The organism is Kitasatospora sp. NPDC088264 (assembly GCF_040685715.1).
Classification (GTDB): domain Bacteria; phylum Actinomycetota; class Actinomycetes; order Streptomycetales; family Streptomycetaceae; genus Kitasatospora.
Genome location: NZ_JBFBIR010000010.1, coordinates 63743 through 87396 on the forward strand (window position 1 = coordinate 63743; position 23654 = coordinate 87396).

Below are 23654 nucleotides of genomic sequence, written 5' to 3' on the forward strand. Positions count from 1 at the left end.
CGGATTCCTCCGGAGCAGCGCCCCCGCGCCGTTGATCAGTCTAGCCCTGGTAAGACCGAAGCCTCGGCTCCACGGTCTCCCCAAGCGTCGGGGCGGCCATGGAGCCGAGGGCACGGACTAGTGATCAGCGTGAACACGAGCGAGAAGCCACATCCGCAGCCTGCCCTGTTCAGCAAGCGGCCGCGCTGAGATCAGCGCGGCCGCCTTCACGGAACGTAACTACGTCACCCGCCAGCTAGGCCCGGCGGCCCCGGGACTGCCAGGCAAATGCGCCCATCAGAGTCGTCGCAGCCACTACGAGCTCGGTAAGACGCTGCGGGCTGACTCCAGCCGCAAGCACAACGACGACCAGCATCTGCGGCGGGAGCTGCGGAGCCGGCATGGACAGCCTGCGGGGAAGGTAGGTCATGATGGACCTGTCACCTTTCTCGATGAGGGATGTGACGGCCGCCAGCCCCGGAACTGTTGCCGGGAAGCATGGTGAGGGGCTGGCGGAGCCTAGGGTGTTCATTCAGTGGCGGCTTCAGCTTCCACAAGCTGGCCCAGGTACGCTGCGAGGTCTTGCTTCGCAGCCACGGGAAGGGTCCGATAGAGGTCCCAAACCTTCTCGACCTCCGACCGTGTGCGCGAGTCGTTCATGATCCACACAAGCAACTGCGCACGCTGACCGGCAGACAGTCCGCCGACCGCCTCACGGACGTCCTGCGGGTCTCGAGGATTCGGCCGCCCGGCGTGTCCTTCGACGTTGCAGCGCGCGCACTGCGTCCGCAGCACCTCCACAACAGCGCCCTCCGCAGTCACGGCTCTTGCTCGTGCGACGTCCAGAGTGGCGAACACATGGCTATCGGAGGAGGGGTACATCTCCCCAGGGCCAATGCCGCACGTAGTGCACTTGTAGCCGTCGCGCTGAAGGATGTCGATCCTCTGCGCGCGCGTCAGCGTCGCCGTTCGCGCCTGGCGGGTGGCCCCGGGCTCCCAGACGTGAATACCAACGCGCCGGAGCAGGTACGACCGCGAGCCGACGCGATCGTGCGGTTCGATCTCCCAGTTGAAGTTCCGGAGATCACGCATGCGGCGGGAAACCTGCGGCTCCGGGAGGGCTTCCTGCAGTTCCTCCAAGGTGAAGTCGTTGCCTTCTCCGACCTCCGAGAACAGCCAAAGGCCCACTCGCTTCATCGTCCCCAGCGCCGGATCGCGCCAGCTGGGCGACTCCGCATTCTTCGACATCGCCCCTCCCTTCCGCACTTGCGCGACGACTTCGGCTCGACCTTAGCGTTACTCGGCAAGGTTAGGCAAGATACGGCAGGCATCGGCGGACTCCGGCAGCTCAGAGGCATCCGGTTACTTAGGCGCGCACGGATCGTGCCGGAGTGCGGCACCTACCGCTCTCCCCCACGCTGGGGCCATGAGCGTGATAGTCCTCCTCGAACCCGACGAGTCGCTGGCCATCCGCATCATCGGCGCTGGGGAACTGCCGGACGACCAGCAAGGCGTCCGGGCTGTTCACGCGGCTCCAAGCGACCCCGATGCTCCGCGAGATCCGGGTCCGCTGACCGCGTGCGGCCTGGACACCTCCGGCATGCTCGTCGAACCGTGGCAGCCGCGGGGGCCCGGGTCACGCTGGTTCCCGCCTCGATGGTCACGACTGGCCTGCCCCCGGTGCGACGCCGCTGTCCGCTCCTCCTGAGGCCCCCGCTCCGGGCCCCACGGCGGGCAGCGGCACCACCGGGATCTCCGGCCCGGCGTCCGGTAGCCCCAGGTACTTCCTGACCGCCGCGTTGTCACCGGTCGCGTCAGCGAGTCGGGCAGCCGCATCGAACGCCCGGGTCTGGATTCGCTTGACCTCTTCGGCCGCGTCCTCGATCGGATACCCGGCGTCCATCAGCATCCGGACGGCCGTCTCCAGGGAGAGCACCCCGCCCTCGTACCCCTTCACCACCTCGTCCAGGACACCCGCACGGTCCGTCGGGGTGTGGGGCCCCCAGACGATCCGAGCCGACGACGTCTCCCCTGCCGACCATCCGTCTGCCTGGCCCGCCTGGAACAGACGCTGCACGAATTTCAGCAACAGCCGGTACTTGTGCGCGCGGGCCAGGCGCATGGAGGAGACGAGCGAGTCGAGCGGTCCGAGCGCCAACTGGAGGGTGTAGCCCGATGGGACACTCGAAGGGTCGAGCGTGCCGAGGCCGGCGGCCGTGATCCGCGACGCCGAGGCGATCCGATCCATCAGGTGCTCGCTACGGGCCCGCAGCTCGGCCAACTGCGGGGAGGTGTCGAGGGCGTCCATCCGACCGCTCTCGCCGAGCTGCCACACCGCTCCCGCCCTGACCTGGACCGGAGCCGGCTGGCCGGTGGCACGGTCCCGGGGCAGTTGCGCCCCGGCGAGCCCGATGATTGGAGTGCCGGTCGTGGCACTCGCGGATGCCGAGTCGGAGTCCGTGGCCGCCAGTTCGTCGAGGCCCTGCAACACCTTCGCCAGGATCGACTGGCCCCACCTGTCGCCGCCGTGCGGGATCGTGTTGGTCAGGTGCACCAGCGGGATGAAGTCGATGCGGAGATCCAGCCGGTCGAGAATCTGGCCGTCGGGCCGGGTGCGCCACCGCGCCTTCGAGCGGTCGAGCCGGTCCACCGTGTTCCCGCGCCGGAGGTCTTCCAGCAGCCACTCGCCGTCGGACAGGTAGCACGTCACCCCAGACGCGCGCTGGGGATCCCACGGGTAGGTGCGCACCGGCCGCCCCGCGGTGTCCAGCCGGTCACCGGCAGCGGGCTCCAGCACGCCGGTGTGCGACGTGCCGGCCTCGATCGGCCCGAGCTCCCACGTGATCCTCCGAAGCCGCGCCTTCAGACCGAGCGCGGGGTCTTCGGGCAACTCCCACGCGAGGTGGACACGCGTCGGGAACTCGTTGTCCTGATCGTCATCCCACTGCGGGAAGTAGAACCCCGGGTCGTAACTGCGCAGCGTAGGACGGGACTTGTCCCCCTCCCACGCCAGCACGTACACCGCGTCGCCGCTGAGCACCGCCGTACGCTCCGCCTGCTGCATCCGCAGAGCGAACAACTCGTCCTCCGCCCACTGCCTCAGACGCGCCTGAACCGCCGCTGCTTCGACGGCACCCGCAGGCGGATCGTCGTCGTCCGCGTGCTCAGCGCCGGCCACCACCACGTGCTGCTCCGAGCCCAACAGGTACCCGAGCGCCGTTTCCACCAACTTCGACGGGTCGCCCAACTCCCGGCACTCCAGGGCGTCGTCGTCGCCCGTCGCGGCGGCCATCTGCCCGGCCTGGTTCGAGTCGTAAGCGGCCAAGACCTTGTACGCGGTCAGGCGCCGCAGGTCCTCCTCCGGCAGCCACGTCGCCGCCAGCTCGGGGAACACCGCTCGCCCCGGCCGGTGGGGCTCGTGCATCACGGCCTTGAAGTTCAGCCAGCTCCAGCCATCGATCAAGATCGAGCGCAGGCCCACAGTGCCCTCCAGGCAGTCGGCCCCACGCCGCTGCCAGACTACCGGCCGCGGTCCGGTCGACGGCTACGGCTGCGGCGCGGAGAAGACGCAGCCTGCCTCGAAGGCGTTCCGGTCCAACGCGCGATGCTGGTCGTCGCGGAGCTTCGACCACTCGGCCGCGCACAGCTCACGGGACCGGACCTCACCCCGCTGAACGATGGCCAGTTGAGCCAGGCGGCCGGCCGCCGTGGACTCCTGCTGCCAACGGTCCCACACTGGCGTGCCGGGCTCCGGCGCGACGGCCACCGGTTCGCTCTCCGGCCAGATCAGCCACAGTGCACCACCGCCGACGATCAACGCCCCTGCCGCGGCCGCGGCTGCGAACCGCCCCCTCAGCTTCATGATCCCGACGCTACCAGCGGCGGCCTTGCGATCGAAGAGCGAAGCTGACGGGCCGCAACAGAGCAGGGTCCCATAGTGGCTATTGGCAATCCGCAGGTTTCATCAAACTGGCGACGCAAAAACGCAACTCACCATAGCCTCGTGGTGCGGTGACGGCCCGTCACTTCACCCTCCCGTTCGCACATCCACAAGGACGAGAGGGGGTGAGAAGCATGGGCGAGTTCAAAGCGATCATGACTGCCATGATCAGGAAGCTACGAACGCCACCGTGGTCCGACCGAGGCAACCAGGGGTTCGTGCACCTGGTCCGCCTGGCGCAGTTTGCCGCTGCCCTGGCAACCATCACGGCGCACTACCACTGGTGACCTCGGCCTCCGCCTACCCAGCGGGCACGGGGCGACCCCTCACGGGTCGCCCCGATCCACTCCCGATCAAAACGACCGCAGTGGACGATACGCACTACGTTAGCGACAAGTCCGAGGACGTGTCTAAAACTCTCAAGTTTTCGTGCATGCGCTGGCGATGACACGGCCGAATGCACTAAAGCATCCTCGCAGGCCACCGACACTCCGCCGATCAATCCATTGATCAGGCGATCGATCAAAATCTTTATCAGTGAGCATCTTCGGAGAGCTATGAGGGGGACTCAACATGCCAGACAGGACCACCGCCGCGCTGAAGAGGCTTGCGCAGGCCAACCGAGACGTCGCCCGAGCCATGGCGAAGGACTTCCTTGACGGCACCAGTGCCAACGAGATCGCACGGCGGGCTCAGCGCGCGTTCAGTCGGCCGATCGTCCTGGAGATGCTTAAAGCCGAACTGGCCTTCCAGGAAGTCGCGGAGGCGTTGAACAGCGACGTCACGCCCTTCGGCGATCTGGCCAGGTACATCGAGCTTGAGAACTCAGACCGGCTCGTAACCGTCGCCATCCCGGGAGTCGTCAACGCAAGCAACCGCCTCGGAGACGCGCTAACGATCCAGGTAGTCAAGACGATCACGGACACCGGACTCCGGCTGCGCCCTTTGAGGGGCTACCCCGCCGACACCGACCCTGCCTTCATCCTGCGCCAAGGCCAGGCTGTCGAGGTTCGGAAGGCGTCTCTGTAGCCCTGCTGGCCACTCGACCTACGCGTCCGGGCAGCCGCTGGTCGTCGGCCTTCCGCGGCGTCGGCATGGTCGAGTCGAGGAGGAGGCCCCGCACCGGTGCGCCCGGCTCCGGCGCGGCCGCCGCCGGTTCGCTCTCCGCCCAGATCAGCCACACCGCGCCACCGCCGACAGCCAGCACCCCTGCTACGGCTACGGTGACGGGCCACCCTCTCAACTTCATGATCCCGACGCTACCAACGTCCGGTCGCTCGGGTCGGCTCTACGGTGCAACCGGTTTGGAGGCCGCCACCTGGGCCGCCTCGGCGATGTCGAGGCGTCGCATCAGCCAGCTGGCGAGCACCAGGGTCTCTGCCGCCTCGGCAAGCTCGTCGGCCTTGTTTGGGCCGTGGGCGCGGGGGTTCCGGAGTGCCTGCATCACGCCGCTGAATATCGCGGCCATGCCGCGCTGCTCGCTCTCCAGGTTTGCGTCCGTCGACCGCGTGACGGTGATCCTCACGTTCGGGGGACTCAGCGCCGCACCCATCAGGTTGTGGCCGTTGCTCGTCAGGCCGGTCAGCTGTTGGACCCGGTGCTCGACCGCCTTATAAGCAGCCAGCACCGCGAAGGCGTACTCGCCCTTCTCCATCAGGCCCGCAGAGACCGCCGCGATCTCCGAGTGCAGGGCGCAGTTGAGGGCGAGTACGGGCAGCGGCTCGGGTTCGGGCTCAACTGCTGTGGTACCGACGGCTTCCTCGACCGTCAGGGCCTCCGGGCGGCCGATGAGCTGCTGACGCAGCTTCCAGTACCCGGACAGGTCGTTGCGGGCAATCCCCGCGAACTTCCTGACCCGCTTGTCGAATGACAGCTCCCAGTAGTCTTCCCGGGCCCGCTCGGACGAGGACGAGTCTGGGTCGCCCCAACGGCTCGAACGGGCACCGCTAGAGATACTGGTCGCCCACGGTTCGGAGAACGCGACCTGCGCGGCAAGCCCGAGTGTGCGCCGGTCGAGGTGATTTGGATCCCGTCCAGCCGCAAAGGTCTCGAAGTCGATGCTGGGCTGCTGTTTCCCCCACTCCCCTGTTGGCCACCAGTCCCGCTCAATCTCGATGGCCTGTTGGAGAAGCAGGAGCATGATCCTGAGCACGGAAGCGGCCTCAGCACAGTTCGCCAGCCCGGCGGCGGTGAGCTGCACCAGCTGCTCGTCCTGCGGCGTGACTCGCACCCCTGCGTCAATACCCCACACCAGGTCAGGAGGCAGCTGTTGTATCGCCTTCGCCGTATCTATACCCCTCTGGTACAGGGAGCGGTCGAGGTCGTCGTAAGTAGGCCACCGCCCGTCGTGGGAGAACCAGGCCCATACCGTTTCCAGCAGCTCGAACCCGTCGTCGCCCTCCGGGCGCGGCATCCCCTCCGGAGCCGTGATGCGCATGTTCCCCACCTGTCGCTCGTCCCTGCTGGACGGCAGGGTATCCGCCGACCGGACCGGGGCGCATCGTGATTCAGCGGCGCCCGGACAGCCTCTGGTCGTCGGCCTTCCGTGGCGGCGGCATGGCCGGGTCGAGGAGGAGGTCCCACACCGCCCAGACCGACGAGTCCAACAGGTCGGGCGAGTCCTCCGTCTCACCGAGGCCCACGAAGGTGGTCTGCTGCTCCTCCAGCTCCGCGAAGAGCCGGACCGGTCCGACGTGGTGCGCCCGTGCCTGCTCGTACACCTGGGCCACCGGCGCCGACCGGGCGCGCTTGCCGCGAGTGGCGTGCACGATCCGCCAGTTGACGGTCGGGTCTACCTCCATCAGCAGCGCCGGAAGGTAGTCGCCGCCGTTGTTCGCCTCGATGACGACGCAGTCCGCCTGGTGCTGGTGGTACAGCTCGGCTGCTCGCCGCATCGACGCCGTCGGGGTGTGGCGTCCCTGCTCGGCGTGCAGCAGGTAGGCGTGCGGCCTGCTGTCCCCGTAAGTCGAGACGTTCGGGATGCCGCGGCCGGCGACGGTGAACGCGGTCTGGTCGGCGTTCTCGTGGCTCTTCGTCGCCGGGTCGATCGCAACGACCACCCGGTCGAGTTCGGGGACGTTCTCGGCGTGGAGCCGGAAGCCCTCGACCTCGAACATCCACCCCTTCCACAGGGCGCCTTCGACGTCCTCCAGCAGCTCGCCGGACAGCTCCTGCCGACCCTGGCGGGTTCCGGCGTACTCCTCCTCCAGCTCGCCCCGGGCAGCGGACGACAGGTTGGCGTCGTTCTCGCTCATGTGGCCCCGGGTGAGGACCACGCGCGGCCGGTCGCCGCCTTCGCGGTGCTTCTGCTCCTGGCGGCGGCCCCGCTCCACCAGCCGCTTGACGTGCGGCAGCGGCTTCGGCGTGGTCGAGATCAGCATCTGCGGGGAATCGGCCTCGCGCAGACAGAACCACGCCATGTCGTAGACCTCCTGCGCGGTGTTCCGCGACCAGGCGGCGTACTCGTCGCACCACACCTTGTCGAACGCCCAGCCACGCAGGTTGTCCGGCGTCTCGGCGCCGAAGCCCCGGATGATCGTGCCGTTCCTCAGCTTGATCGTCGTCTCACCGAGGCTGGAGTTGTACTTCGAGATGTCCTCGGGCGGGATGATCGCCAGCAGCCCGGACTTCGGGGAGTCGAAGCAGATGTCGCGGACGAGCGTCGCGTTCTTGGCGATCACCGCGATCTGGAGCCCGGGCGTCTTCGCCCACTCCCTGACCGCCTCGGCCGCAGTGCGGGTCTTGCCCCAGCCTCGGCCGGTGAGCAGCATCCACACCGTCCATGCCCACGACGGCACGTGCTGGGACGCGCGGGCGTGGTTGTGGAGCCAGCCCGGGTGGGGGAGGCCGTCGCAGTCCGGCCGGTCGCAGGCCCAGCGGCGTCGGGATGTGTCGTCGGCGCGGGCCAGGGCGGCGACCTCCGCCTGGAGCTGCCGGAGGCTCATCACGGCCGGGTTGGCGAGGGCTTCCACGCCACGACGTCGAGCCCACCCGCTGGAGCGGGAGGCCGGGTTCCGGCGGCGGGTCACGAGCTGTCCTCCTCGACGGCGATGCGTCGTTCGAGCTCGCGGCGTAGCTGGTCCATGCGGGCTCGGCGTTCCTCGTCGGTGAGCTCGGCGGCGTCCAGGCCGTCGGTGTCCGGCTGCTCCGGGAGGGCAGCGGGTTCGTCGCCGATGGCGCGGCGCTCGATGTCGGCGGCGACCTGGAAGTAGCGCAGCAGATCGCCGGGCGACAGCTCGCGTGGGTCGAGGGTCTGGAGGCGGGCGACGGCCTTGGACAGGAACGCCTGGGCGAGGCGGGCGTGCCGGCGGGCCAGGTCGCGGCGGGCCTGGCGCTGCTCAGCGAGGAAGACCCGGTCTTGTTCCCGATCCCAGGCGGAGGCGCGCAGGACCCAGGCGTAGGAGCGTGACCAGCGGTCGGTGAGGCTGCCGGACTTGCCCAACTCCCGCGCCACTTTCGCCGTACTCCGTGCGGGCCCCATGTCCCGGTACGTGGCGAACGCCTCGAACGCCTGGGCCGACTCGCCGTCCTGCCGCTCCCAGGGCTCTGCCGTGTTCGCGGCCACCGCTCACCTCCGGGTCGGTCTACTGGGTCTCGGCCGGGCGCGGGTCGGCGGCCAGGATGTCGAGGGCCCTCCACGGTTCGGCCTCGGGCACGCTGCCGTCCGCGATCAGCCGGTCGATGGCTCGGCGCAGCGCGGCGGCTGTCTCGACCGGCAGCTCGCGGGTGCCGACGACGGTCTCCACCGGGGCGTTGCCGGCTCGGGTCGGCTCGCCGGTGGCGGCGTCGAACCAGCCGTCCGCGAGCTCGGCCAGGTGCCGCTCGAACACCGAGAGGATCACGCCGAGGGCGGTCGCGCTGTTGCCGATCTTGTAGGCGGCGCGGGCGGTTTCCAGGGCGTCGAGCGTGGGCTCGTACTGGGAGAGGCCGGCCAGCCACCGCTGGTCGGCGCTCGCCGTGGACCGGGCGGCGTCGAAGGCGGCTTCGGCTCGTTCCAGCTCGTCGGGCAGGAACATGATCTGCACGGACGCGAAGTCGAGGTTGGCTTCGCCGAGACCAGCAACGTCGACCTTCTCCAGCAGGTCGAGCGCCTTGTCGTCCAGGCCGCTGTACTGCCGCCACTCCACCGCTTCCAGTTCCTCGTACAGCTCCTTGAGGATCGCCGGGTCGTCCTGGCCGACGATGGCGTTGTGGGAGAGCTGGAGGGCGATCTGCCGCTGGCGGGGCAGGGGCTCGGTGATCTCCAGCCAGCCGATGCGCCGCAGGTCGGCCTCGATGCTCGCCGCGACGCGGTGGTTGCCGGACAGGACGATCCGCTGGCCGGCGTCGTTCCAGACGAGGGGGGTGGAGGTGAGGCAGCCGTCCCGCTTGATGTTGTCGACCAGCTGCCGGAACTGCTCGTGCGGCATGAACCGCGCGTTGACGTCGAGGAGCGTCAGGTCCCGCGGGTCCCCCTCGACGTAGACGGGGCGGGCAAGCTGCTGCTCAGTCACTGGGCGCTCTCCAGGGCGTAGCCGGTCCGGCGGGGCTTCCCGGTCCGGGTGGTGGAGGTGGGGTGGAGGACGGTGGTCCTGATCCGGCGCGGGCGCTGCCCGGTGTCGGCGTCCACGACGTCGGCGCGGGCGTCGACGGGGGTGTGGTGGGTGATCCGGATGCGGCGGCCTTCGTCGAGCGGGTGGCAGGCGGCGTAGGTCTGGCCGGGCAGGATCGTCACGGTGTGGCCTCCGGGGGCTTGGAGGTGGGGTTGCCCCACCTGGTGGTCCAGGTGGTGTACGCGGCGGCGAGATCGTGCTCACCCATCGCGCCCTGGTACTGGAGCTGGAACTTCCAGGCGTCGTCGGTCGCCGGGCTGCGCTTGGTGAGGCGCAGCAGCCCGCGGTACTTCATCGACACCGGGTTGTTGCTGAACGCGGTGGTGGCCATGGCTCGGACGCGCCGGGAGAAGGCGCGCTGGCAGAGGAGCTGCGCCTCGGCGCTGGTCGCGGCGAGGACGATCAGCTTGGACAGGCGGGGGTAGTCGGTGGGCGCCACGGCGAAGTCGGACAACAGGTACACCTCGTCGGGGGTGTAGGTGCTGGGGGACATCGCGAACACGCCGATGATCCGGCCGGCCGCCTTCACCGCGACGGCGAGGTTCGCGGCGCCGGGCGCGATCCGGGGGTTGAGGTAGCGGGAGCGCAGCGCGTTGAACTGGCCCGGCTTCAAGAGCGACAGCGTCAGCGGCCCCTCGATCTGCTCGCCCTTGCGGAGACGAGGCACGGTGACGGGCTCGATCGGCTGGCGGGGCGCGACGATCCGGGTCGGCGCCTTGGAGGCGTAGACGTAGAACGGCGCGGCGCGGGGGGTGGCCTTGATGACCCCGCGGAGGTGCGGGCGCAGCTCCTCGACGTCGTGGTTGGAGGCGGTCAGCCAGTACGGCCGGTCGGTGATCGCGCCGAGCACGCTGACCACGTCGGCGTCCGAGAGGGGGGAGTACTCGGGGGCGTCCCAGTCGAAGTGGGTGTTCAGGGGCTCGTAGAGCTTCTCGTAGCCGCCGCCGTAGAAGGGAGGGAAGCTGCACACCGGGGCATCGCTGGGGACCGTCTGGAGCCAGGACCGGACGTCTTCGGCCTGGTAGGAGGTGAGTTGGAGGTCGGTGCGGCCCAGCTTCTCGGTGGTCTCGGTGTGCTTGGCCTGCCACTGCTCCCGGTAGGAGTGGACGACCCGCTGGTGCCACAGGCCGTCTCGGTCGACGGAGGCGAGGAAGCGGGTGCCGAGCATCAGGGTGGCAACGGTGCCGACGCCGTCGTCCAACGAGTCGGCGAGCCAGCCGAGTTGGTCGCGGGACTCGTCGCGGAGCCGGATGCCGACGGGCTGTCCGGTGAGCCACCGGCCGATGGCGGTGGTGTAGATGGAGACGTCGGAGGAGTGGAGGGCGAAGCCCATGCCGGCAAGGGACCGCTCGATGGTGAAGTTGCCGCAGCAGGGGATGTAGACCGGGCCGACCGGCCACTGCTGGGCGGTCTCGCGCACGATCGAGCGCATCGGGCCGGGGATCGTGCCCTGGAACATGCGGTCCTCCCGGGAGTGAACGTGGAAGCGCCCGGTCCGGGGGTGGGGTCCGGGCCGGGCGCTGTGTGGAACCTAGCACACTTCGATCAAGCTAGATTCGAACCGTGCAACCTATCTCGTGATCGTCGCCGACTCCCGGAAGAGGAGCGGTGCCGACCGTGTCGGTCTCATCGCCCGACAGGAGCACGCCCTGCTCGGGCTCCGTCTCGTACCCGAAGTCCTCGGGCGTGAGGTGCAGCCAGCTCGGGCGGCCGCTCACAGGAGCGTGCCCTGCTCGTACGGGCTGGGGCCAGCCATCGGGCCAAGCTCACGCACCTGATCCCCCGTGGCTTCCCGCCACCAGTCCGCGAAGATCCGCCGGTGGCACCAGAGGTCCGGCTTGGCCAAGTCCTCGAAGCACAGGAGCACCAGGCGCTGCTCCCCCGCCTGCTCCGCGATGGCGCCCAGCCGCTCGGCGATGCGGTGCGCGCCGAGCGCCGCCAGGTCCGCCTGGTAGGCGGCCGTGAACTCCGGCCGGGGCTTGGTGAAGTAGGCCGCGGCCGGCGCCAGCTCCGCCACGGTGTGGAGGAGCTGGTAGGGCAGCCGGAACCGCGGGGCACCGCGGGTGATGCGCACCGGCACCCCTTGCTCGGGCCGGTACTCCTGGAACCGGGCGGTGAACAACGTGATTGCCATGCTGGGGCTTCCTTCCGATGGGGGGGAAGGGGTGGCCCGCCGCCGTGGCGGTGGGCCACCCCTTCCGGTTGGGATTTCCGGGACGGGGAGGGTGGGCGACTCCGGGCCGCCCGCCCTCCGGCGGTCACGCCTTGGCCGGCTCGGACGCCTTCGTGGCCGCCTTGGGCTCGGTCGCCGCCTTGGGCTTCGGCGCCACGGCCGCCTTGCGGGTGCGCGGGGCGGGGGTCTTGGGCTCCGCCGCCTTGGCCGCCGGGGCGACCGCCTTCTCCGCCGCCCTGGTCTCGGCAACGGTCTTCACGGCCTCGTGGATGCCGTTGGCCTGCCGCAGGATCCGGCGGGCGAGGGTCACCCTGTTGGCGAGCTTGTCGATCTCGCGCACGTACCGGGCGAGATCGCCGCCGAGAATCTGTGCCAGCTCCTCGGGCTTGTGCTTGGTCAGCTCGTCCAGGAGCGGCATGATCGCCTCCACCTTGGAGAGCTTGTCGGCCGCCTTTGCCTTCTCCTTCTTCTGCTTCTCCTGGTCCTTCAGCGACGGGCCCTCCTCGGTGATCAGCGAGGTCTGCTGTTCCGCCATCTTGAGGCCCTGGGCGTAGTTCGCAGCGTCTGCCTCGCTGTCGAAGTCACCGCGGACGTAACGGTTGGCGGCGATGATCTGGTGCTGCGGGGACAGCTGCGCGATGTGCCAGGCCAAGTTCGGCTTGATCTCCCCCTTCTCGACCATCGCAGCGACCTCGGGGCGCAGGGTGAGCAGGCCGAGCCGCCACTTGATGTGGGTCTCGGTCTTGCCGAACTGCGCGCCGATCTTCACCGCGTCCCAGCCGAGCGCGGCGAGGTCGGCGTAGGCACCGGCCTCCTCCAGGATGGTCATGTCGGCGCGGACGACGTTCTCCGTGATGGAGAGGATGTACGCCTCGACGTCGTTCATGTTCTCGATGACCCTGGCCGGGACATCGGTCAGGCCGGCCTCCTTGGCGGCCCGCCAGCGCCGCTCGCCCATGATGAGCAGGTAGGGAACGTCCTTACCCTCGACCGGGCGGACGGCGACCGGCTGGAGGATGCCGACCTGCTTGATCGATGCGACCAGCTCCTGGTGCGCCGCCTCGTCGAAGAACTTGCGGGGCTGCTCCGGGTTCGCCATGATCTGGTCGATTTCGATCTGCTTGAACATTTCCTGCTCCCTCTCTCCGCCCCGGGATTTCCGGCGGCTTTCAACTTGATACTTATATCTTAGTCGCATTCACCTCTAATGCAAGAAGGAAAGGAAAAGGAATTCAAGAATTACATTCTTTGAATTAATGGCGCATTTCGCATTCGTCGCCCTCGCAATGCCGCCGGTAGGCGTCAGCTCCGCCCACGACGACCCGACGACACGACGGGCACGCCCGACTCCAGGCCTCCGGCAGCTCCGGGGCCGGCGGGTGGCGACGTCCGGCGACCGCGGCCCGGCATCGGGCCCGCAGCGCCGCCTCCAGGACCGCCCGGTGCACCTCCGCGTCGGGGTCGACCCCGACGGCCGTCGATCCGGGGCGCCGGACCGGGGCGGGCGGCAGTCCCACGGGGTGCGCTTCCGCGAGGATCCGGGCGAGCGGGCCGTACCGCTCCCGCAGCAGGCGCGCGTAGAAATCCGGGTCGTCAATGCCAGTTGAATGCACAACCATTGGGCCCCTCATGCGTCTACGAATGAGAAGGCCCGCCCTCGATTGATCCGGGGGCGGGCCTGGGGTCGACAAGTGCGGCGCCGCGCCATCGGCCGATCCGCGTTGGCGCGGTGGGCTCCTCGCAGGCGGGGCGCGGGGGGTCGACCGCCCGCGAGGAGAGCTGATGGCGCGGCACTGCTGGCCACCCCCGCCTGCGAGGTGCGGCGGGGCCGGCAGTTGGAAGCTAGCACGCTTAGTTCAGTCGTGTCACCTATCTTCACGGACAGAAGGGCCTACTTCGGATCTCCCACCTCAAGGTGAGGCCCCGGGGGCGCCACCACCAGGGCGTCGATGATGCCGCGCACCGCCGGCCACGCGTCCCCGCCGCCTCCGGTCAGTACGTTGGGCCGCTCACGCGCAAGTTCCCGAATCCGCTCGGCGTCCAGCTCCACCACGAGAGATCACCCTCCCCAACAAGCCGACCGCCTGTGGCCGGGCGCCGGCATCCCACGGCGCGCAGCGACCCACCCTGCGCCGCCACGCCTCCCCACCTTAAGGATCTTGCAGAGACGTGAAAGAAGTGTCAAGTTAAACGCATAAAGTGACCACACGTCGGCAATCACCGCCGACACTGGGGAGTTGACGTGCACGCACGGGCGGGGGGACAGGGAAGACCATGGCGCTGGATCACGACCCGGCCGAACCGACCCTGGCCGACAAGTTGTTACTCCTGCTACGCCTGCACCGCTCCCCCGACGGCCACATCCCCAGCGCCCGCGACGTCTCGAACTGGTCGACCGAGCCGGGCCACCTGCGTCCGGCAATCTCACACACCCAGACAAACGACCTGATAAACGGCAAGAACGTGAACCCGACCTCGGCTACGCTCACCGCACTGGGGCGGGCACTCGATGCTCCCACCGCCTTCTTCCTCCCGGGCTGGAACGACCTGACGGCTCTGCGCGTCCTCCACGAACACGAGGCAGCCTGTGAAGCCGTGAGGCACATGGACGGCCTGGGGATAGAGGACATGGCTCGAATCGTGGCAGCGGTGAAGAGCATCCGACGGGAACGGGGGCTGCCGGAGTCCGTGCCCGAGGTCCCGGTTCCGCCGACCGGAGTCGATCAACCGCGCTGGGGCCGTCCCAGACGTCGGCTCTCGTTCGCCGAGGCCGCCCAGCGGGCGGCCGATGATCTGGAAGGAAGATGACTCCGTGGACGGGCTGATCTTCGGCGTCTGCGCAGCGGCCACCGCACTCGGGGCCGCCCTCTGCATCCGGTACGCCTACAGGCGCCGCAGCGAACCCACCTACCAGGTGGCCCGCTGGGCACGCGTCGTCGCCATGGGAGTCTGCTCCATCGGCTCGCTCAGCGCCGTGCCCTCCGTCGCGGATGCCCTCAACGAGGCGACCGGCGTCCTGGCCGGTGCGAAGCTCGTCGCTCACCTCTGCGCGATCGTCTTCTGCGCGTGCCTCCAGATCATGATCGTGGACTGGATGTACGAGCGGCCCTACATCTCCAGCGGCGTCTGGGCCCGGATCGCCCTGGTGACCTGCGTGATCGTCGCCCTCACCCTTCAGTTCAGGGCGACGAACGACGACGGCCTGGAATTCACGACCGACAGCGCGGGCGAGCCGCACATCGTCGCCTACCTGCTGACCTACCTGGCGTTCACCGCGGTCGCCAGCCTGGAGATCGCCGTACTGTCGGCCGGCATGGCCGTGCACTCGTGGCGCGGCCGCCGGATGGCCGGCGTGGGCCTGGCCCTGGTCGCGCTCGGCGGCGCTTCCAGCGTCGCCTACACCGTCAGCAAGGGCGGCTACCTGATCGCCTACCAGCTGTCCCACCCCTGGGAGTTGGGCACGGAGAAGGCGATCTCTTCGCCGCTCGCCGGTATCGGCGTCCTGCTCGTCGCGGCTGGCCTGTGTGTCACGCTGGTGGGCAGCCGCCGGGCTGCGGTCCACCGGTAGCGCGGAGCCGTCCCGCGATGGTCACGCCTGCGGGGCGGCGGGCTCATCCCACACCCGCCAGTCGAGAGCGACCCTGTCGCCGTCGACGGTGCGCGAGCCCCGGCCGGCGGGATAGATGGCGATCCGGCTGAGCATCGCCCCGATAATCGCGCGCTTGGAACGCATCGGCGCGTGCTGCCACCACCGTATGAGATCGGGCACCTCGGCTCGGGGCAGGAAGACCAACTGGTTGAGGAAGCGCAGGCGCGCGGCGTCCACCTCGATCCGCTGGTCGAGGTCGCGCTGCGCCGCGTGGAGGCGGGTAACAAGCTCGCGTCGGGCCTCTTCGACGGTGGCCGGCACGGCGTCGTCTGCGGCTTCACGTAGGACAGGGGACTTGCCGTACCGGGTCTCCAGGGAGCGGCGGGCGGACCGGTTCTCGGCCAGGCGCTGCTCGATCGAGGGACGCTCGGCAAGCAGGGTGTCCCGGACCCGTTCGATGAGCGACCGGACCTCGGGCTTCATGAGTTCGGCGAGGACGTGCTCAACGATGTAGGGCTCCCCCAGGTCGGCGGAGAGTCTGACCTTGCCGCAGCCGCCGGGGTGTTGTCGTGTGCTCGGTGCGCAGCGGTAGCCCCTAGAGCCGTTGTTGGACGGGGCCGCGCTGATCGCCGTCCCGCACAGCCCACACACGAACTCGACCGCGTCCTCGCCGGTCAGCAGGTAATCGCGGCCTTCGGCTCTGTCCGTCGGGCGCTTCGCCTGGTTGTGCTTCTCCAGCTCCACGAAGGTCTCGGGTGAGATCGCCCGCGGCTCACCGACGTCGACGAGCGCGCCGTTCTCGTCCCGGGCGAGGCCGGCGACCGCTGGGTTCGCCAGGATCTCCGCCAGGACTGCGGGTCTCATCCGGCCGCCCATCGTCGACCGGTGGCCTTGCTCGTACACCCAGTCGGCGATCTGCGGCCACGACTGGTCGGCGAGGCGGCGGCTGGCGGCGTTCGCCAACGCCGCCGCCTCGTCGCCGTTCAACCGCTTCCGCGCCGCATCGGCGAACCCAAACAGCCTCGGCATGATCGTCCCTTCAGGCCCATCGCCGAACCTCGGCGCGCACCCTGCCAGCCAAGGTAGGTTACACGGCTGCAAGGAAAGTAGTTACACCTGTCGAGACAGATCGTGACACATCAGGAAGCAGTTTCGCGCACAACCGTCGCGTTCATCTCAACCCCGAGGTAGGTCCGCAACTCCGCCGTCGGGACCTTGATGGTCTGCCCGAGCGTCAGCAGCCGAACGGGGAACTCACCTGCCTTGATCAACTCGTAGGCCTTGTTCACCCCGATGTTCAACGCGCGCGCAGCGACCTGAACGCTCACCGCCGTCGGCAACGCCAGCAGCTCGGCCTCGCTCATGCCCTGCGCGGTGTCCCTCGACTGGACACGCTTCACGCCGCTCTCGGTCATCTCAATCCGCCGTTGTCTCCCCCACGCCAGCGTCCTCGCAGCATACAGAGCTGTCTTACAACCCGCGCAACGTAGTGATCAACCGTGAGCAAGGAACTGGATCACGCGTCACCGGTGATCCCAACGGACAGAAGCATCACGACCGACAGCGCAGGAGAGAACAAGTGGCCAAGGGGAAGCCGGTCTTCAAGGGCTCCACCTACCGCCGGTGCGGCTGCAAGGGTCCAGCGACCGATGACGCGGGCAAGCCAGAGTTCGCCGCCGACGGGCAGCCCAAGCTCCGTGTACTCGGCGACAGCTGCCCCGAACTCCGCAAGCGGGACCACGGCTCCTGGTACTACTACGTCGAACTGCCGCCAGGGCCCGACGGGAAGCGCCGGCGCCCCCGCAAGGGCGGCTTCGTGTCGAAGACCAAGGCCGAGGAGGAGGCCACCAAGCTGTGGCTCCTCGCCCACGATGGCGTGGACGTCCTCTCCGACGAGACCGTCGAGGACTTCCTGCGCCGCTACCACGCCGAGCGCACCGACCTGAAACGGTCCACCCACAACGACTACGGGGACTACATCGAGCGGGTCTACATCCCCTACTTCGGCAAGCTCAAGATGCGGGACATGAGCATCGCCCCCGTCAAGGCGATGTTCCGCGGCATCGCCGAGCAGAACGCCGTGCACAAGAAGAACCAGGACGCGGCAGACGCGGCCCTGGTCGCGGAGCGCGCGGCCCACGCAGCATGGAAGGCCGGCGGGCCCCGGAAGGACCCAGCCCTGCGGGCCACCTGGAAGGCCGCGCAGGCGGAGCTGAAGGCCGCTCGTGCGAAGCCGCGTTACATCACCGGGCCAGGAACCCAGCTGAAGCTCAAGAACACCCTCAGCGGCGCCTTCAAGGCCGCAATGGCCGAGGGCCTGATCGCCGAGAACTTCACCGTCGGCATCGTCCTCCCCAAGTACATCCGGCCCAAGCCGCTCGTCTGGACCGCGGCCCGAGAAAAGGCCTATCGGGAAACCGGCAAAATACCCGGCCCCGTCATGGTCTGGACGCCCGAGCAGGCTGGCCACTTCCTCGACCTGGTCACCGGCCACCGCCTCTACCCGTTCTTCCACCTCATGGCCTTCCGGGGGCCCCGACGCGGGGAAGCACTCGGGCTCGGCTGGGCCGAAACCGACCTCGAAGTGCACGGCACCATCAACATCATCGAGCAGCTCGTCACCGACTCAGTCGAGGTCTGGGAGGACACCCCCAAGAGCGAGAGCGGCGACCGCACCATCACCCTCGACTCCGAGACATGGCGACTGCTGCTCGCCTGGAGGCAGCGCCAGCAGGCGGAGCGGGAGGAATGGGAGAGGGAGGAAGCGAAGGCGTGGACGAACTCCGGGAAGGTCTTCACGCAGGAGGACGGCACGCCCTACCACCCCGACACCGTCTCGCAGATCTTCGACCGCCTCATCGAGAAGTACGACCTGCTGCCGATCAACCTCAAGGACCTCCGGGCGCTGGCAGCGTCGCTGTCGCTGGCGGCCGGCCTCGCCATGAAGGCGATCCAGGCCCTCCTGGGCCACTCCTCCTACAACCTCACCGCCAACACCTACACCGCTCTGATGCCGCAGTTCGACCGCGCCAACGCCGAGGCCCCCCTTGCCGTCGTTCCCCGCGCAAGCACGACGGCTCTCCCCGAAGCATCTGGCGATGAAGTCCTCAACTCCGTGATGGAGATGCTGCGAGCCCTGGCACCCGGCTCCGGCACGCTGATCCCGAAGGTGGCCGCGTCCATCGTGGCGGTCGTGCGAGGCACCGATCCGACCGACGAGCAGCCAGCAGGCACCCCCGAAGCCGCCCCGACGACGGGCTCCGCAAGCGGCCGCATCCCCCCGTCTGTCCCCATGGAAGATGTCGCCTGACAGCGTGTCCCCACCTTGTCCCCACCGAACGCCAAAACCCCCTCCAGGAGCCCCTGGAGGGGGTTTTGTCTAGACCAATTCTCCCTTTCGCAGGTCTCTGACCTGCGACGGAAGCGGAGCCCCCTGTCGGGTTCGAACCGACGACCCCCGCTTTACAAGAGCGGTGCTCTGGCCAGCTGAGCTAAGGAGGCACGGTGACCGTCCGCGAGGGATCACGGCGGCACCGGGGGCAGTCTACCGGGCCCGGCAGGTGGGGTGGGGGGATATCCGGGGGTTGGCGGGCTGGGTGGGCGTGATGGAACCGATGCCGAAATCGGGCGGGCTGGGGGCTGACAAGCGGCGGAGGCGCAGGTAGCGTCGCCCGGAGTCGGTTCGTGAGGTGGTTCAGACCACTGGGCGGGCTGACGGAGGCGAACGAACGCCCCTTTACTCGGATCGTCCGGCACGTTCCTGCCGGTGAAGGAGAGAACAACCATGGCTTCTGTCACGTACGACCAGGCGACCCGCGTCTACCCCGGGGCGGACAAGCCCTCGGTGGACGCGCTGGACCTGGAGATCGCGGACGGCGAGTTCCTCGTGCTGGTCGGCCCCTCGGGCTGCGGCAAGTCGACCAGCCTGCGCATGCTGGCCGGCCTGGAGGACGTCAACAGCGGCTCCATCCGGATCGGTGACCGGGACGTCACGCACCTGCCGCCGAAGGACCGGGACATCGCCATGGTGTTCCAGAACTACGCGCTGTACCCGCACATGACCGTCGCCGAGAACATGGGCTTCGCGCTCAAGATCGCCGGCGTGAACAAGGCGGAGATCCGCACCAAGGTCGAGGAGGCCGCGAAGATCCTCGACCTGACGGAGTACCTGGACCGCAAGCCGAAGGCGCTGTCGGGTGGTCAGCGGCAGCGTGTCGCGATGGGCCGCGCGATCGTGCGCCAGCCGCAGGTCTTCCTGATGGACGAGCCGCTGTCGAACCTGGACGCGAAGCTGCGCGTCTCGACCCGTACCCAGATCGCCGGCCTCCAGCGCCGCCTGGGCATCACGACGGTGTACGTCACCCACGACCAGACCGAGGCGCTCACCATGGGCGACCGGGTCGCGGTGCTCAAGGGCGGCGTGCTCCAGCAGGTCGACACCCCGCGCAACATGTACGACCGACCCTCCAACCTGTTCGTGGCCGGCTTCATCGGCTCGCCCGCGATGAACCTGGTCGAGGTCCCGCTGGTGGACGGCGGCGTGAAGTTCGGCGGCTCGGTGGTCAACGTCTCGCGCGACGACCTGGCCGGCGCCGGCACCGACAAGTCGGTGACGGTCGGCATCCGCCCGGAGCACTTCGAGATCGTCCCGGCGGGCGGCATCGAGGGTGTCGCGGTGACGGTGAACGTCGTCGAGGAGCTCGGCTCCGACGGCTTCGTGTACGGCACCACCAAGATCGGCGGCGAGGACAAGGAGCTGGTCGTCCGCGTGCACGGCCGGCAGATCCCGGCCCGTGGCGAGACGATCCACGTCGTGCCGATCGCCAACGAGACCCACGTGTTCTCGACCAGCTCGGGCGCCCGTCTGAGCAGCTGAGCACGGCGCGCCCTGCCGGTCGGTCGGCCGGCAGGGCAAGCCGGCACGACGGAGCCCGTCGGACCATTCCTGGTCCGGCGGGCTCCGTCCGTACACCCCCACGTCAACACGGTGGGGGGACGAACCCGGACACGGTGTCACTCGATGGTGTCACGGAGGGCGATCCGGCCCGTACCCACCGCTACTCTCCTGAGGGTGAAGCAGCTTGTACGCCGTATCGGCCAGACCGTCGCCCTGACCCTGCCGGTCGTCCTGGTGACCACCGGCACCCTCGCCGTGACCCGGGTGCCATGGGCCCCGCCGACCAACCTCGACCAGCAGGTCGTGGCGGCGTCCAGTGGTGACGGCACCGGGATCGGGCGTTCCGCCACCGCCACCGCGGGCACGTCCCCGGACGGGCTCGCCCCGCAGGAGTCGCTGCGGGTGGTGCTGCTGGACGAGCTGCGGGCCAAGAACCCGTCCGCCGCGCTGGACCTGCTGGAGCGCTCGATGCGCGAACAGCCGTCGCTGACGCCGTACTGCACCTCGCTCGCCGGAGAGCTGGGCAAGGCGGCGGTGCGCAAGTACCAGGGCGACGTCCAGCGGGCCCGGTCCTTCGCCCGCCCGGTCTGCGACGGGTCGTTCGCGGCGGGCATCGCCGGCTGACCCCCTCGGCCGCGGGCCGACGAGGCCGTCGGGCCCACCGGCAGCCGCGGGCCGACGGCGCCCGCGGCCTCGGGTTCCCACCCCCGGTGGGCGCCCTATTCTTCAGGCATGACCGCTGACTCCGGCCCCACCGCCGACCTCGCGTCCCCGCCGACCCACCCGTCCCGGCCGACCACGACGCCCGTCACCCAGGCCGTGATCCTGGCCGGCGGCCAGGGCTCGCGGCTGCGGCCCTACACGGACGACCGCCCGAAGCCGCTGGTCGAGATCCCCGGGACGGGCACGCCGATCCTCGGCCACCAGCTGGCCTGGCTGGCCTCCGAGGGCGCCACCGACGTGGTGGTCTCCTGCGGGCACCTCGCCGCCGTGCTGGAGGAGTGGCTCGACAAGGCGGATCTGCCGCTGCGCGTGCGCACGGTGGTCGAGGAGGAGCCGCTCGGACGCGGCGGCGGCCTCAAGTACGCGGCCAAGGCGCTGCCCCGCCCGGACGAGCCCTGGTACGCCACCAACGGCGACATCTGGACCCGGTTCAGCCTGCGCGACATGGCCGCCTTCCACCACGAGCGGGACGCCGTCGCGACGCTCGCGCTGGCCCGACCGCGGATCCCGTGGGGGGCGGTGGAGACCGACCAGTTCGGCAACGTGCTGGACTTCATCGAGGCGCCGCCCTCGCCGTTCCTGATCAACGCCGGGCTGTACGTGTTCAGCCCGGAGTTCGCCGAGCTGCTGCCGGACGTGGGCGACCACGAGCGCACCACGTTCCCGCAGCTGGCGCGCAGCAAGCGGCTGGCGGGCTACCAGCTGCCGCAGGGCGTGTACTGGCGCGCCATCGACACCGCGAAGGACCTCACCGAGGCGGCCAAGGAGCTCGCCTCCGGGGCCGGCCGCACACCGCAGTAACCGCCGCCCCCCAGCCTCGCGCCCCAGCACCCGCGCCCCAGCACCTCAGCCCCCTGCGCACGACGATCGGCCGGGTGCTCCGCCAAGGAGCACCCGGCCGATCGCGTCCACGGGCCGTCAGGTGGACGTGGGCGCCCCCGGGTGGGAGGAGCGGGCGCCGCCGGACAGGTCAGCGAGCGGGCCGCTGCCCAGCACCCCGCCGAGCAGCCCGGGGCTCGCCCCCGAGCTCGGGCTGGGCTTGGACGCCGCCCCCGAGCCGGCGGGGGCCGGGGTGCTGCGCTGGGCGGGCGAGGAACCGGCCGACGACGCGGCGGCGGACGGCGCGGCGGGGGTCGGGGTCGTGCCGGCCCCGGTCTCCGCCTTGGTGGAGTGCCCCTTGCCGCTCGGCGTCGGGCTGCCCGGGCGGGTTGCCGGGGCGGAGGAGGGCGGGGTGGTCGGGCTCGGCGTGGGGGTGGCCGGGCGCGGGGCGGGCGAGGGCGAGGTGGACGAGCCCTGGCCGCCCGGGGTGCCGGTCGGGGCGCCGCTGGGCCAGACCGGCGTGCCGTAGTCGGTGGCCGGACGGGCCGGTGCCTGGTGCGTCCGGGCCCCGGTCCGCACCGCCGCGCCGAGCATCGAGCCGAGCAGCAGGGTCGCCCCGACCACGACCGTGGTGACCACCGTGCCGCGGCGCAGCACCCGGCGGCGCAGCGCGGCGGGCGCGTCGGCGCCGTAGCGCCGCCAGGCCTCCAGGTTGAGCCGCCCGTCCAGGGAGGCGAACGGCGCTCCGGCGATCAGCAGCGGGCTCCAGGCCGCCAGGAAGATCAGGTCGGGGGTGTCGTAGACCGGCACGGCCCGCCAGCTGACGGTGAACAGCAGCGCGGCGGAGAGGAGCATCGCCGCCCCGGCCGCGAGCCGCTGCCAGAGGCCGAGGACGGTCAGCACGCCGACCACGACCTGGGTGAACGACACCACCAGGCCGGCACCGACCGGGTGCGCCATGGCGAAGGCCAGCAGCGGTTCGGCGACCTTCCAGGGGTGCAGCGAGGCGAGCCAGCGCATCATCGAGCCGCGCTCGCCGCCGTCGAAGTAGACCGGGTCGCAGAGCTTGCTGAACCCGGCGTAGACGGACAGCGAGCCGAGGACGGCGCGCAGCGGCAGCAGGACCAGGCCGAGGTCGACCCGGCGGCCGGGGTACCAGGGCTGCTTGCCCTCGGCGGCCGTCGCGGAGACCTCGGGGAGCTCGCCGCTCGGGGTCCAGCCCTGCGGTGCGCCGACCGGGCCGATGCCCGCGTCGGTGGCGGTGCCGGCACCCTCCCGGGGCTGGCGCGGGACGGTCCGGGCGCCCGAGTAGGACGGGATCACCCGGGTGTCCGACACGCCCGGGCCGCCGCCGTCGGGTCCGGAGCCGGTGAGCCGGACGGCGTCCAGCAGCTGGGTGGCCGCGAGGTCCCCGGGGGGCGCCTGCCCGGTCCAGGTGACGGCGGTGACCCGGCCCTTGCGGCGCGGCGCACCGCCCCCGGCGGCCCCCGCGAGCGCCGGGACGGCGGAGGCGGGCACCACGACCTGCGGGGTGACCAGCGGACGGCGGATCAGGCCCTGGTCGGCGTACGGGTCGCCGAACGCGGCGCCGGTGGACAGCAGTCCGGCCGGGGCCTCGATCAGCGGCGCCACCGGGGCGCCGAGCCGGAGCCGGAAGCTCGCCTGGGTGATGCTGAGGCGCGCGGGGTCGGACGGCACCTTGACCGTGTCAAGGCCGGGGCCCGCGTCTATCCCGGTGCTGCCGCCGCCGAACAGGGGGCGCCGAGGTGTTCTGGTGTCCACGCCCGTCTAACCGGGTGACCACCGCTTAGGACACTCTCCCGAGTGGATGTCCGGCGCATACTTGAAATGATCATGAGAAAAGCGATCGGGCCTGGTCGGGCCCGATCGCTTTTCACTCGGATTGCGGAGAATTCAGAAGTTCCCCTGCGCCCCGCACACCG

At 69.9% G+C, this 23654-nt stretch carries 21 protein-coding genes and 1 tRNA gene; 7 read left to right on the forward strand and 15 right to left on the reverse strand.

The features are described from left to right. Positions 1–507 precede the first annotated feature (507 nt). The 3 genes from AB0O82_RS10845 to AB0O82_RS10855 form a co-directional block, all read right to left on the reverse strand. On the reverse strand, positions 508–1227 hold the full coding sequence (locus AB0O82_RS10845) for a hypothetical protein (protein ID WP_363582303.1): 720 nt from the start codon (positions 1225–1227) through the stop codon (positions 508–510). Between the two features lie 412 nt (positions 1228–1639). Next, positions 1640–3460 carry a hypothetical protein gene (locus tag AB0O82_RS10850; protein WP_363582305.1) on the reverse strand — a complete coding sequence of 607 codons (1821 nt, stop codon included), beginning with the start codon at positions 3458–3460 and terminating at the stop codon, positions 1640–1642. Between the two features lie 63 nt (positions 3461–3523). Then, positions 3524–3841 carry a hypothetical protein gene (locus AB0O82_RS10855; protein ID WP_363582307.1) on the reverse strand — a complete coding sequence of 106 codons (318 nt, stop codon included), beginning with the start codon at positions 3839–3841 and terminating at the stop codon, positions 3524–3526. A 651-nt stretch (positions 3842–4492) separates the two neighbouring features. On the opposite strand from AB0O82_RS10855, the gene AB0O82_RS10860 reads away from it, so the two are divergent. Beyond that, positions 4493–4948 (forward strand): hypothetical protein, encoded by a 456-nt coding sequence (locus tag AB0O82_RS10860; RefSeq protein ID WP_363582309.1) that lies wholly within the window; start codon positions 4493–4495, stop codon positions 4946–4948. 259 nt (positions 4949–5207) lie between these two features. Here AB0O82_RS10860 and AB0O82_RS10865 read toward each other — a convergent pair whose 3' ends face one another. The 8 genes from AB0O82_RS10865 to AB0O82_RS10900 all read right to left on the reverse strand — a co-directional run bounded on the left by AB0O82_RS10865 (position 5208) and on the right by AB0O82_RS10900 (position 12812). Further along, positions 5208–6356, reverse strand: a complete 1149-nt coding sequence (locus AB0O82_RS10865) for a TIGR02391 family protein (RefSeq protein ID WP_363582311.1) — start codon at positions 6354–6356, stop codon at positions 5208–5210. 70 nt (positions 6357–6426) lie between these two features. Further along, a complete protein-coding gene (locus AB0O82_RS10870) occupies positions 6427–7947 on the reverse strand; it encodes a terminase family protein (RefSeq protein ID WP_363582313.1) in 1521 nt (506 codons plus the stop codon). Further along, entirely contained in the window at positions 7944–8483 is a 540-nt protein-coding gene (locus tag AB0O82_RS10875; RefSeq protein WP_363582315.1) for a hypothetical protein, read from the reverse strand. Before AB0O82_RS10875 ends, AB0O82_RS10870 begins: the two co-directional genes overlap by 4 nt. Before the next feature lie 19 nt (positions 8484–8502). Further along, the gene (locus AB0O82_RS10880) at positions 8503–9411 is read right to left on the reverse strand and encodes a hypothetical protein (RefSeq protein ID WP_363582317.1); all 909 of its coding nucleotides are present in this window, start codon (positions 9409–9411) and stop codon (positions 8503–8505) included. Then, positions 9408–9632, reverse strand: coding sequence for a hypothetical protein (locus tag AB0O82_RS10885; protein WP_363582319.1), 225 nt, complete (start codon positions 9630–9632; stop codon positions 9408–9410). The genes AB0O82_RS10880 and AB0O82_RS10885 overlap by 4 nt, the downstream gene beginning before the upstream one ends. Then, positions 9629–10969 carry a hypothetical protein gene (locus AB0O82_RS10890; RefSeq protein WP_363582321.1) on the reverse strand — a complete coding sequence of 447 codons (1341 nt, stop codon included), beginning with the start codon at positions 10967–10969 and terminating at the stop codon, positions 9629–9631. The genes AB0O82_RS10885 and AB0O82_RS10890 overlap by 4 nt, the downstream gene beginning before the upstream one ends. Positions 10970–11224: 255 nt before the next feature. Then, entirely contained in the window at positions 11225–11644 is a 420-nt protein-coding gene (locus tag AB0O82_RS10895; RefSeq protein ID WP_363582323.1) for a DUF488 family protein, read from the reverse strand. Positions 11645–11768: 124 nt separating this feature from the next. Next, positions 11769–12812, reverse strand: coding sequence for a ParB/RepB/Spo0J family partition protein (locus AB0O82_RS10900; protein WP_363582325.1), 1044 nt, complete (start codon positions 12810–12812; stop codon positions 11769–11771). A 1145-nt stretch (positions 12813–13957) separates the two neighbouring features. Between AB0O82_RS10900 and AB0O82_RS10905 the strand changes: the two genes are divergently transcribed. Both AB0O82_RS10905 and AB0O82_RS10910 read left to right on the forward strand, forming a co-directional pair. Further along, a complete protein-coding gene (locus AB0O82_RS10905) occupies positions 13958–14491 on the forward strand; it encodes a hypothetical protein (protein WP_363582327.1) in 534 nt (177 codons plus the stop codon). A 4-nt stretch (positions 14492–14495) separates the two neighbouring features. Next, entirely contained in the window at positions 14496–15251 is a 756-nt protein-coding gene (locus AB0O82_RS10910; RefSeq protein ID WP_363582329.1) for a hypothetical protein, read from the forward strand. A 21-nt stretch (positions 15252–15272) separates the two neighbouring features. On the opposite strand, the gene AB0O82_RS10915 is transcribed toward AB0O82_RS10910, so the two are convergent. Continuing rightward, positions 15273–16301: a hypothetical protein gene (locus AB0O82_RS10915; protein ID WP_363582331.1), complete on the reverse strand. Its 1029-nt coding sequence runs from the start codon at positions 16299–16301 to the stop codon at positions 15273–15275. A 110-nt stretch (positions 16302–16411) separates the two neighbouring features. Further along, positions 16412–16687, reverse strand: a complete 276-nt coding sequence (locus tag AB0O82_RS10920; protein WP_363582333.1) for a helix-turn-helix domain-containing protein — start codon at positions 16685–16687, stop codon at positions 16412–16414. A gap of 164 nt (positions 16688–16851) precedes the next feature. On the opposite strand from AB0O82_RS10920, the gene AB0O82_RS10925 reads away from it, so the two are divergent. Beyond that, a complete protein-coding gene (locus tag AB0O82_RS10925) occupies positions 16852–18582 on the forward strand; it encodes a tyrosine-type recombinase/integrase (protein ID WP_363582335.1) in 1731 nt (576 codons plus the stop codon). A gap of 117 nt (positions 18583–18699) precedes the next feature. Here the strand turns inward: AB0O82_RS10925 and AB0O82_RS10930 are convergent. Beyond that, positions 18700–18773 (reverse strand) — tRNA-Thr (locus AB0O82_RS10930). Positions 18774–19056: 283 nt separating this feature from the next. Here AB0O82_RS10930 and ugpC point away from each other — a divergent pair. From ugpC to AB0O82_RS10945, 3 genes are all read left to right on the forward strand, one after another. Then, complete coding sequence (gene ugpC, locus AB0O82_RS10935) at positions 19057–20148, forward strand: sn-glycerol-3-phosphate ABC transporter ATP-binding protein UgpC (RefSeq protein ID WP_363582337.1); 1092 nt, start codon at positions 19057–19059, stop codon at positions 20146–20148. A gap of 195 nt (positions 20149–20343) precedes the next feature. Then, the gene (locus tag AB0O82_RS10940; protein WP_363582339.1) at positions 20344–20793 is read left to right on the forward strand and encodes a hypothetical protein; all 450 of its coding nucleotides are present in this window, start codon (positions 20344–20346) and stop codon (positions 20791–20793) included. A 108-nt stretch (positions 20794–20901) separates the two neighbouring features. Continuing rightward, positions 20902–21693: a nucleotidyltransferase family protein gene (locus AB0O82_RS10945; RefSeq protein ID WP_363582341.1), complete on the forward strand. Its 792-nt coding sequence runs from the start codon at positions 20902–20904 to the stop codon at positions 21691–21693. A 117-nt stretch (positions 21694–21810) separates the two neighbouring features. Here AB0O82_RS10945 and AB0O82_RS10950 read toward each other — a convergent pair whose 3' ends face one another. Next, positions 21811–23409, reverse strand: coding sequence for a DoxX family membrane protein (locus AB0O82_RS10950; RefSeq protein ID WP_363582343.1), 1599 nt, complete (start codon positions 23407–23409; stop codon positions 21811–21813). Positions 23410–23654: the final 245 nt, after the last annotated feature.

Excerpts from the sequence above, each read along its gene's own strand:
- AB0O82_RS10845 (WP_363582303.1), bottom strand. The coding sequence starts at position 1,227 with ATGTCGAAGAATGCGGAGTCGCCCAGCTGGCGCGATCCGGCGCTGGGG.
- AB0O82_RS10855 (WP_363582307.1), bottom strand. The coding sequence starts at position 3,841 with ATGAAGCTGAGGGGGCGGTTCGCAGCCGCGGCCGCGGCAGGGGCGTTG.
- AB0O82_RS10860 (WP_363582309.1), top strand. The coding sequence starts at position 4,493 with ATGCCAGACAGGACCACCGCCGCGCTGAAGAGGCTTGCGCAGGCCAAC.
- AB0O82_RS10865 (WP_363582311.1), bottom strand. The coding sequence starts at position 6,356 with ATGCGCATCACGGCTCCGGAGGGGATGCCGCGCCCGGAGGGCGACGAC.
- AB0O82_RS10890 (WP_363582321.1), bottom strand. The coding sequence starts at position 10,969 with ATGTTCCAGGGCACGATCCCCGGCCCGATGCGCTCGATCGTGCGCGAG.
- AB0O82_RS10895 (WP_363582323.1), bottom strand. The coding sequence starts at position 11,644 with ATGGCAATCACGTTGTTCACCGCCCGGTTCCAGGAGTACCGGCCCGAG.
- AB0O82_RS10900 (WP_363582325.1), bottom strand. The coding sequence starts at position 12,812 with ATGTTCAAGCAGATCGAAATCGACCAGATCATGGCGAACCCGGAGCAG.
- AB0O82_RS10905 (WP_363582327.1), top strand. The coding sequence starts at position 13,958 with ATGGCGCTGGATCACGACCCGGCCGAACCGACCCTGGCCGACAAGTTG.
- AB0O82_RS10915 (WP_363582331.1), bottom strand. The coding sequence starts at position 16,301 with ATGCCGAGGCTGTTTGGGTTCGCCGATGCGGCGCGGAAGCGGTTGAAC.
- AB0O82_RS10920 (WP_363582333.1), bottom strand. The coding sequence starts at position 16,687 with ATGACCGAGAGCGGCGTGAAGCGTGTCCAGTCGAGGGACACCGCGCAG.
- ugpC (WP_363582337.1), top strand. The coding sequence starts at position 19,057 with ATGGCTTCTGTCACGTACGACCAGGCGACCCGCGTCTACCCCGGGGCG.
- AB0O82_RS10945 (WP_363582341.1), top strand. The coding sequence starts at position 20,902 with ATGACCGCTGACTCCGGCCCCACCGCCGACCTCGCGTCCCCGCCGACC.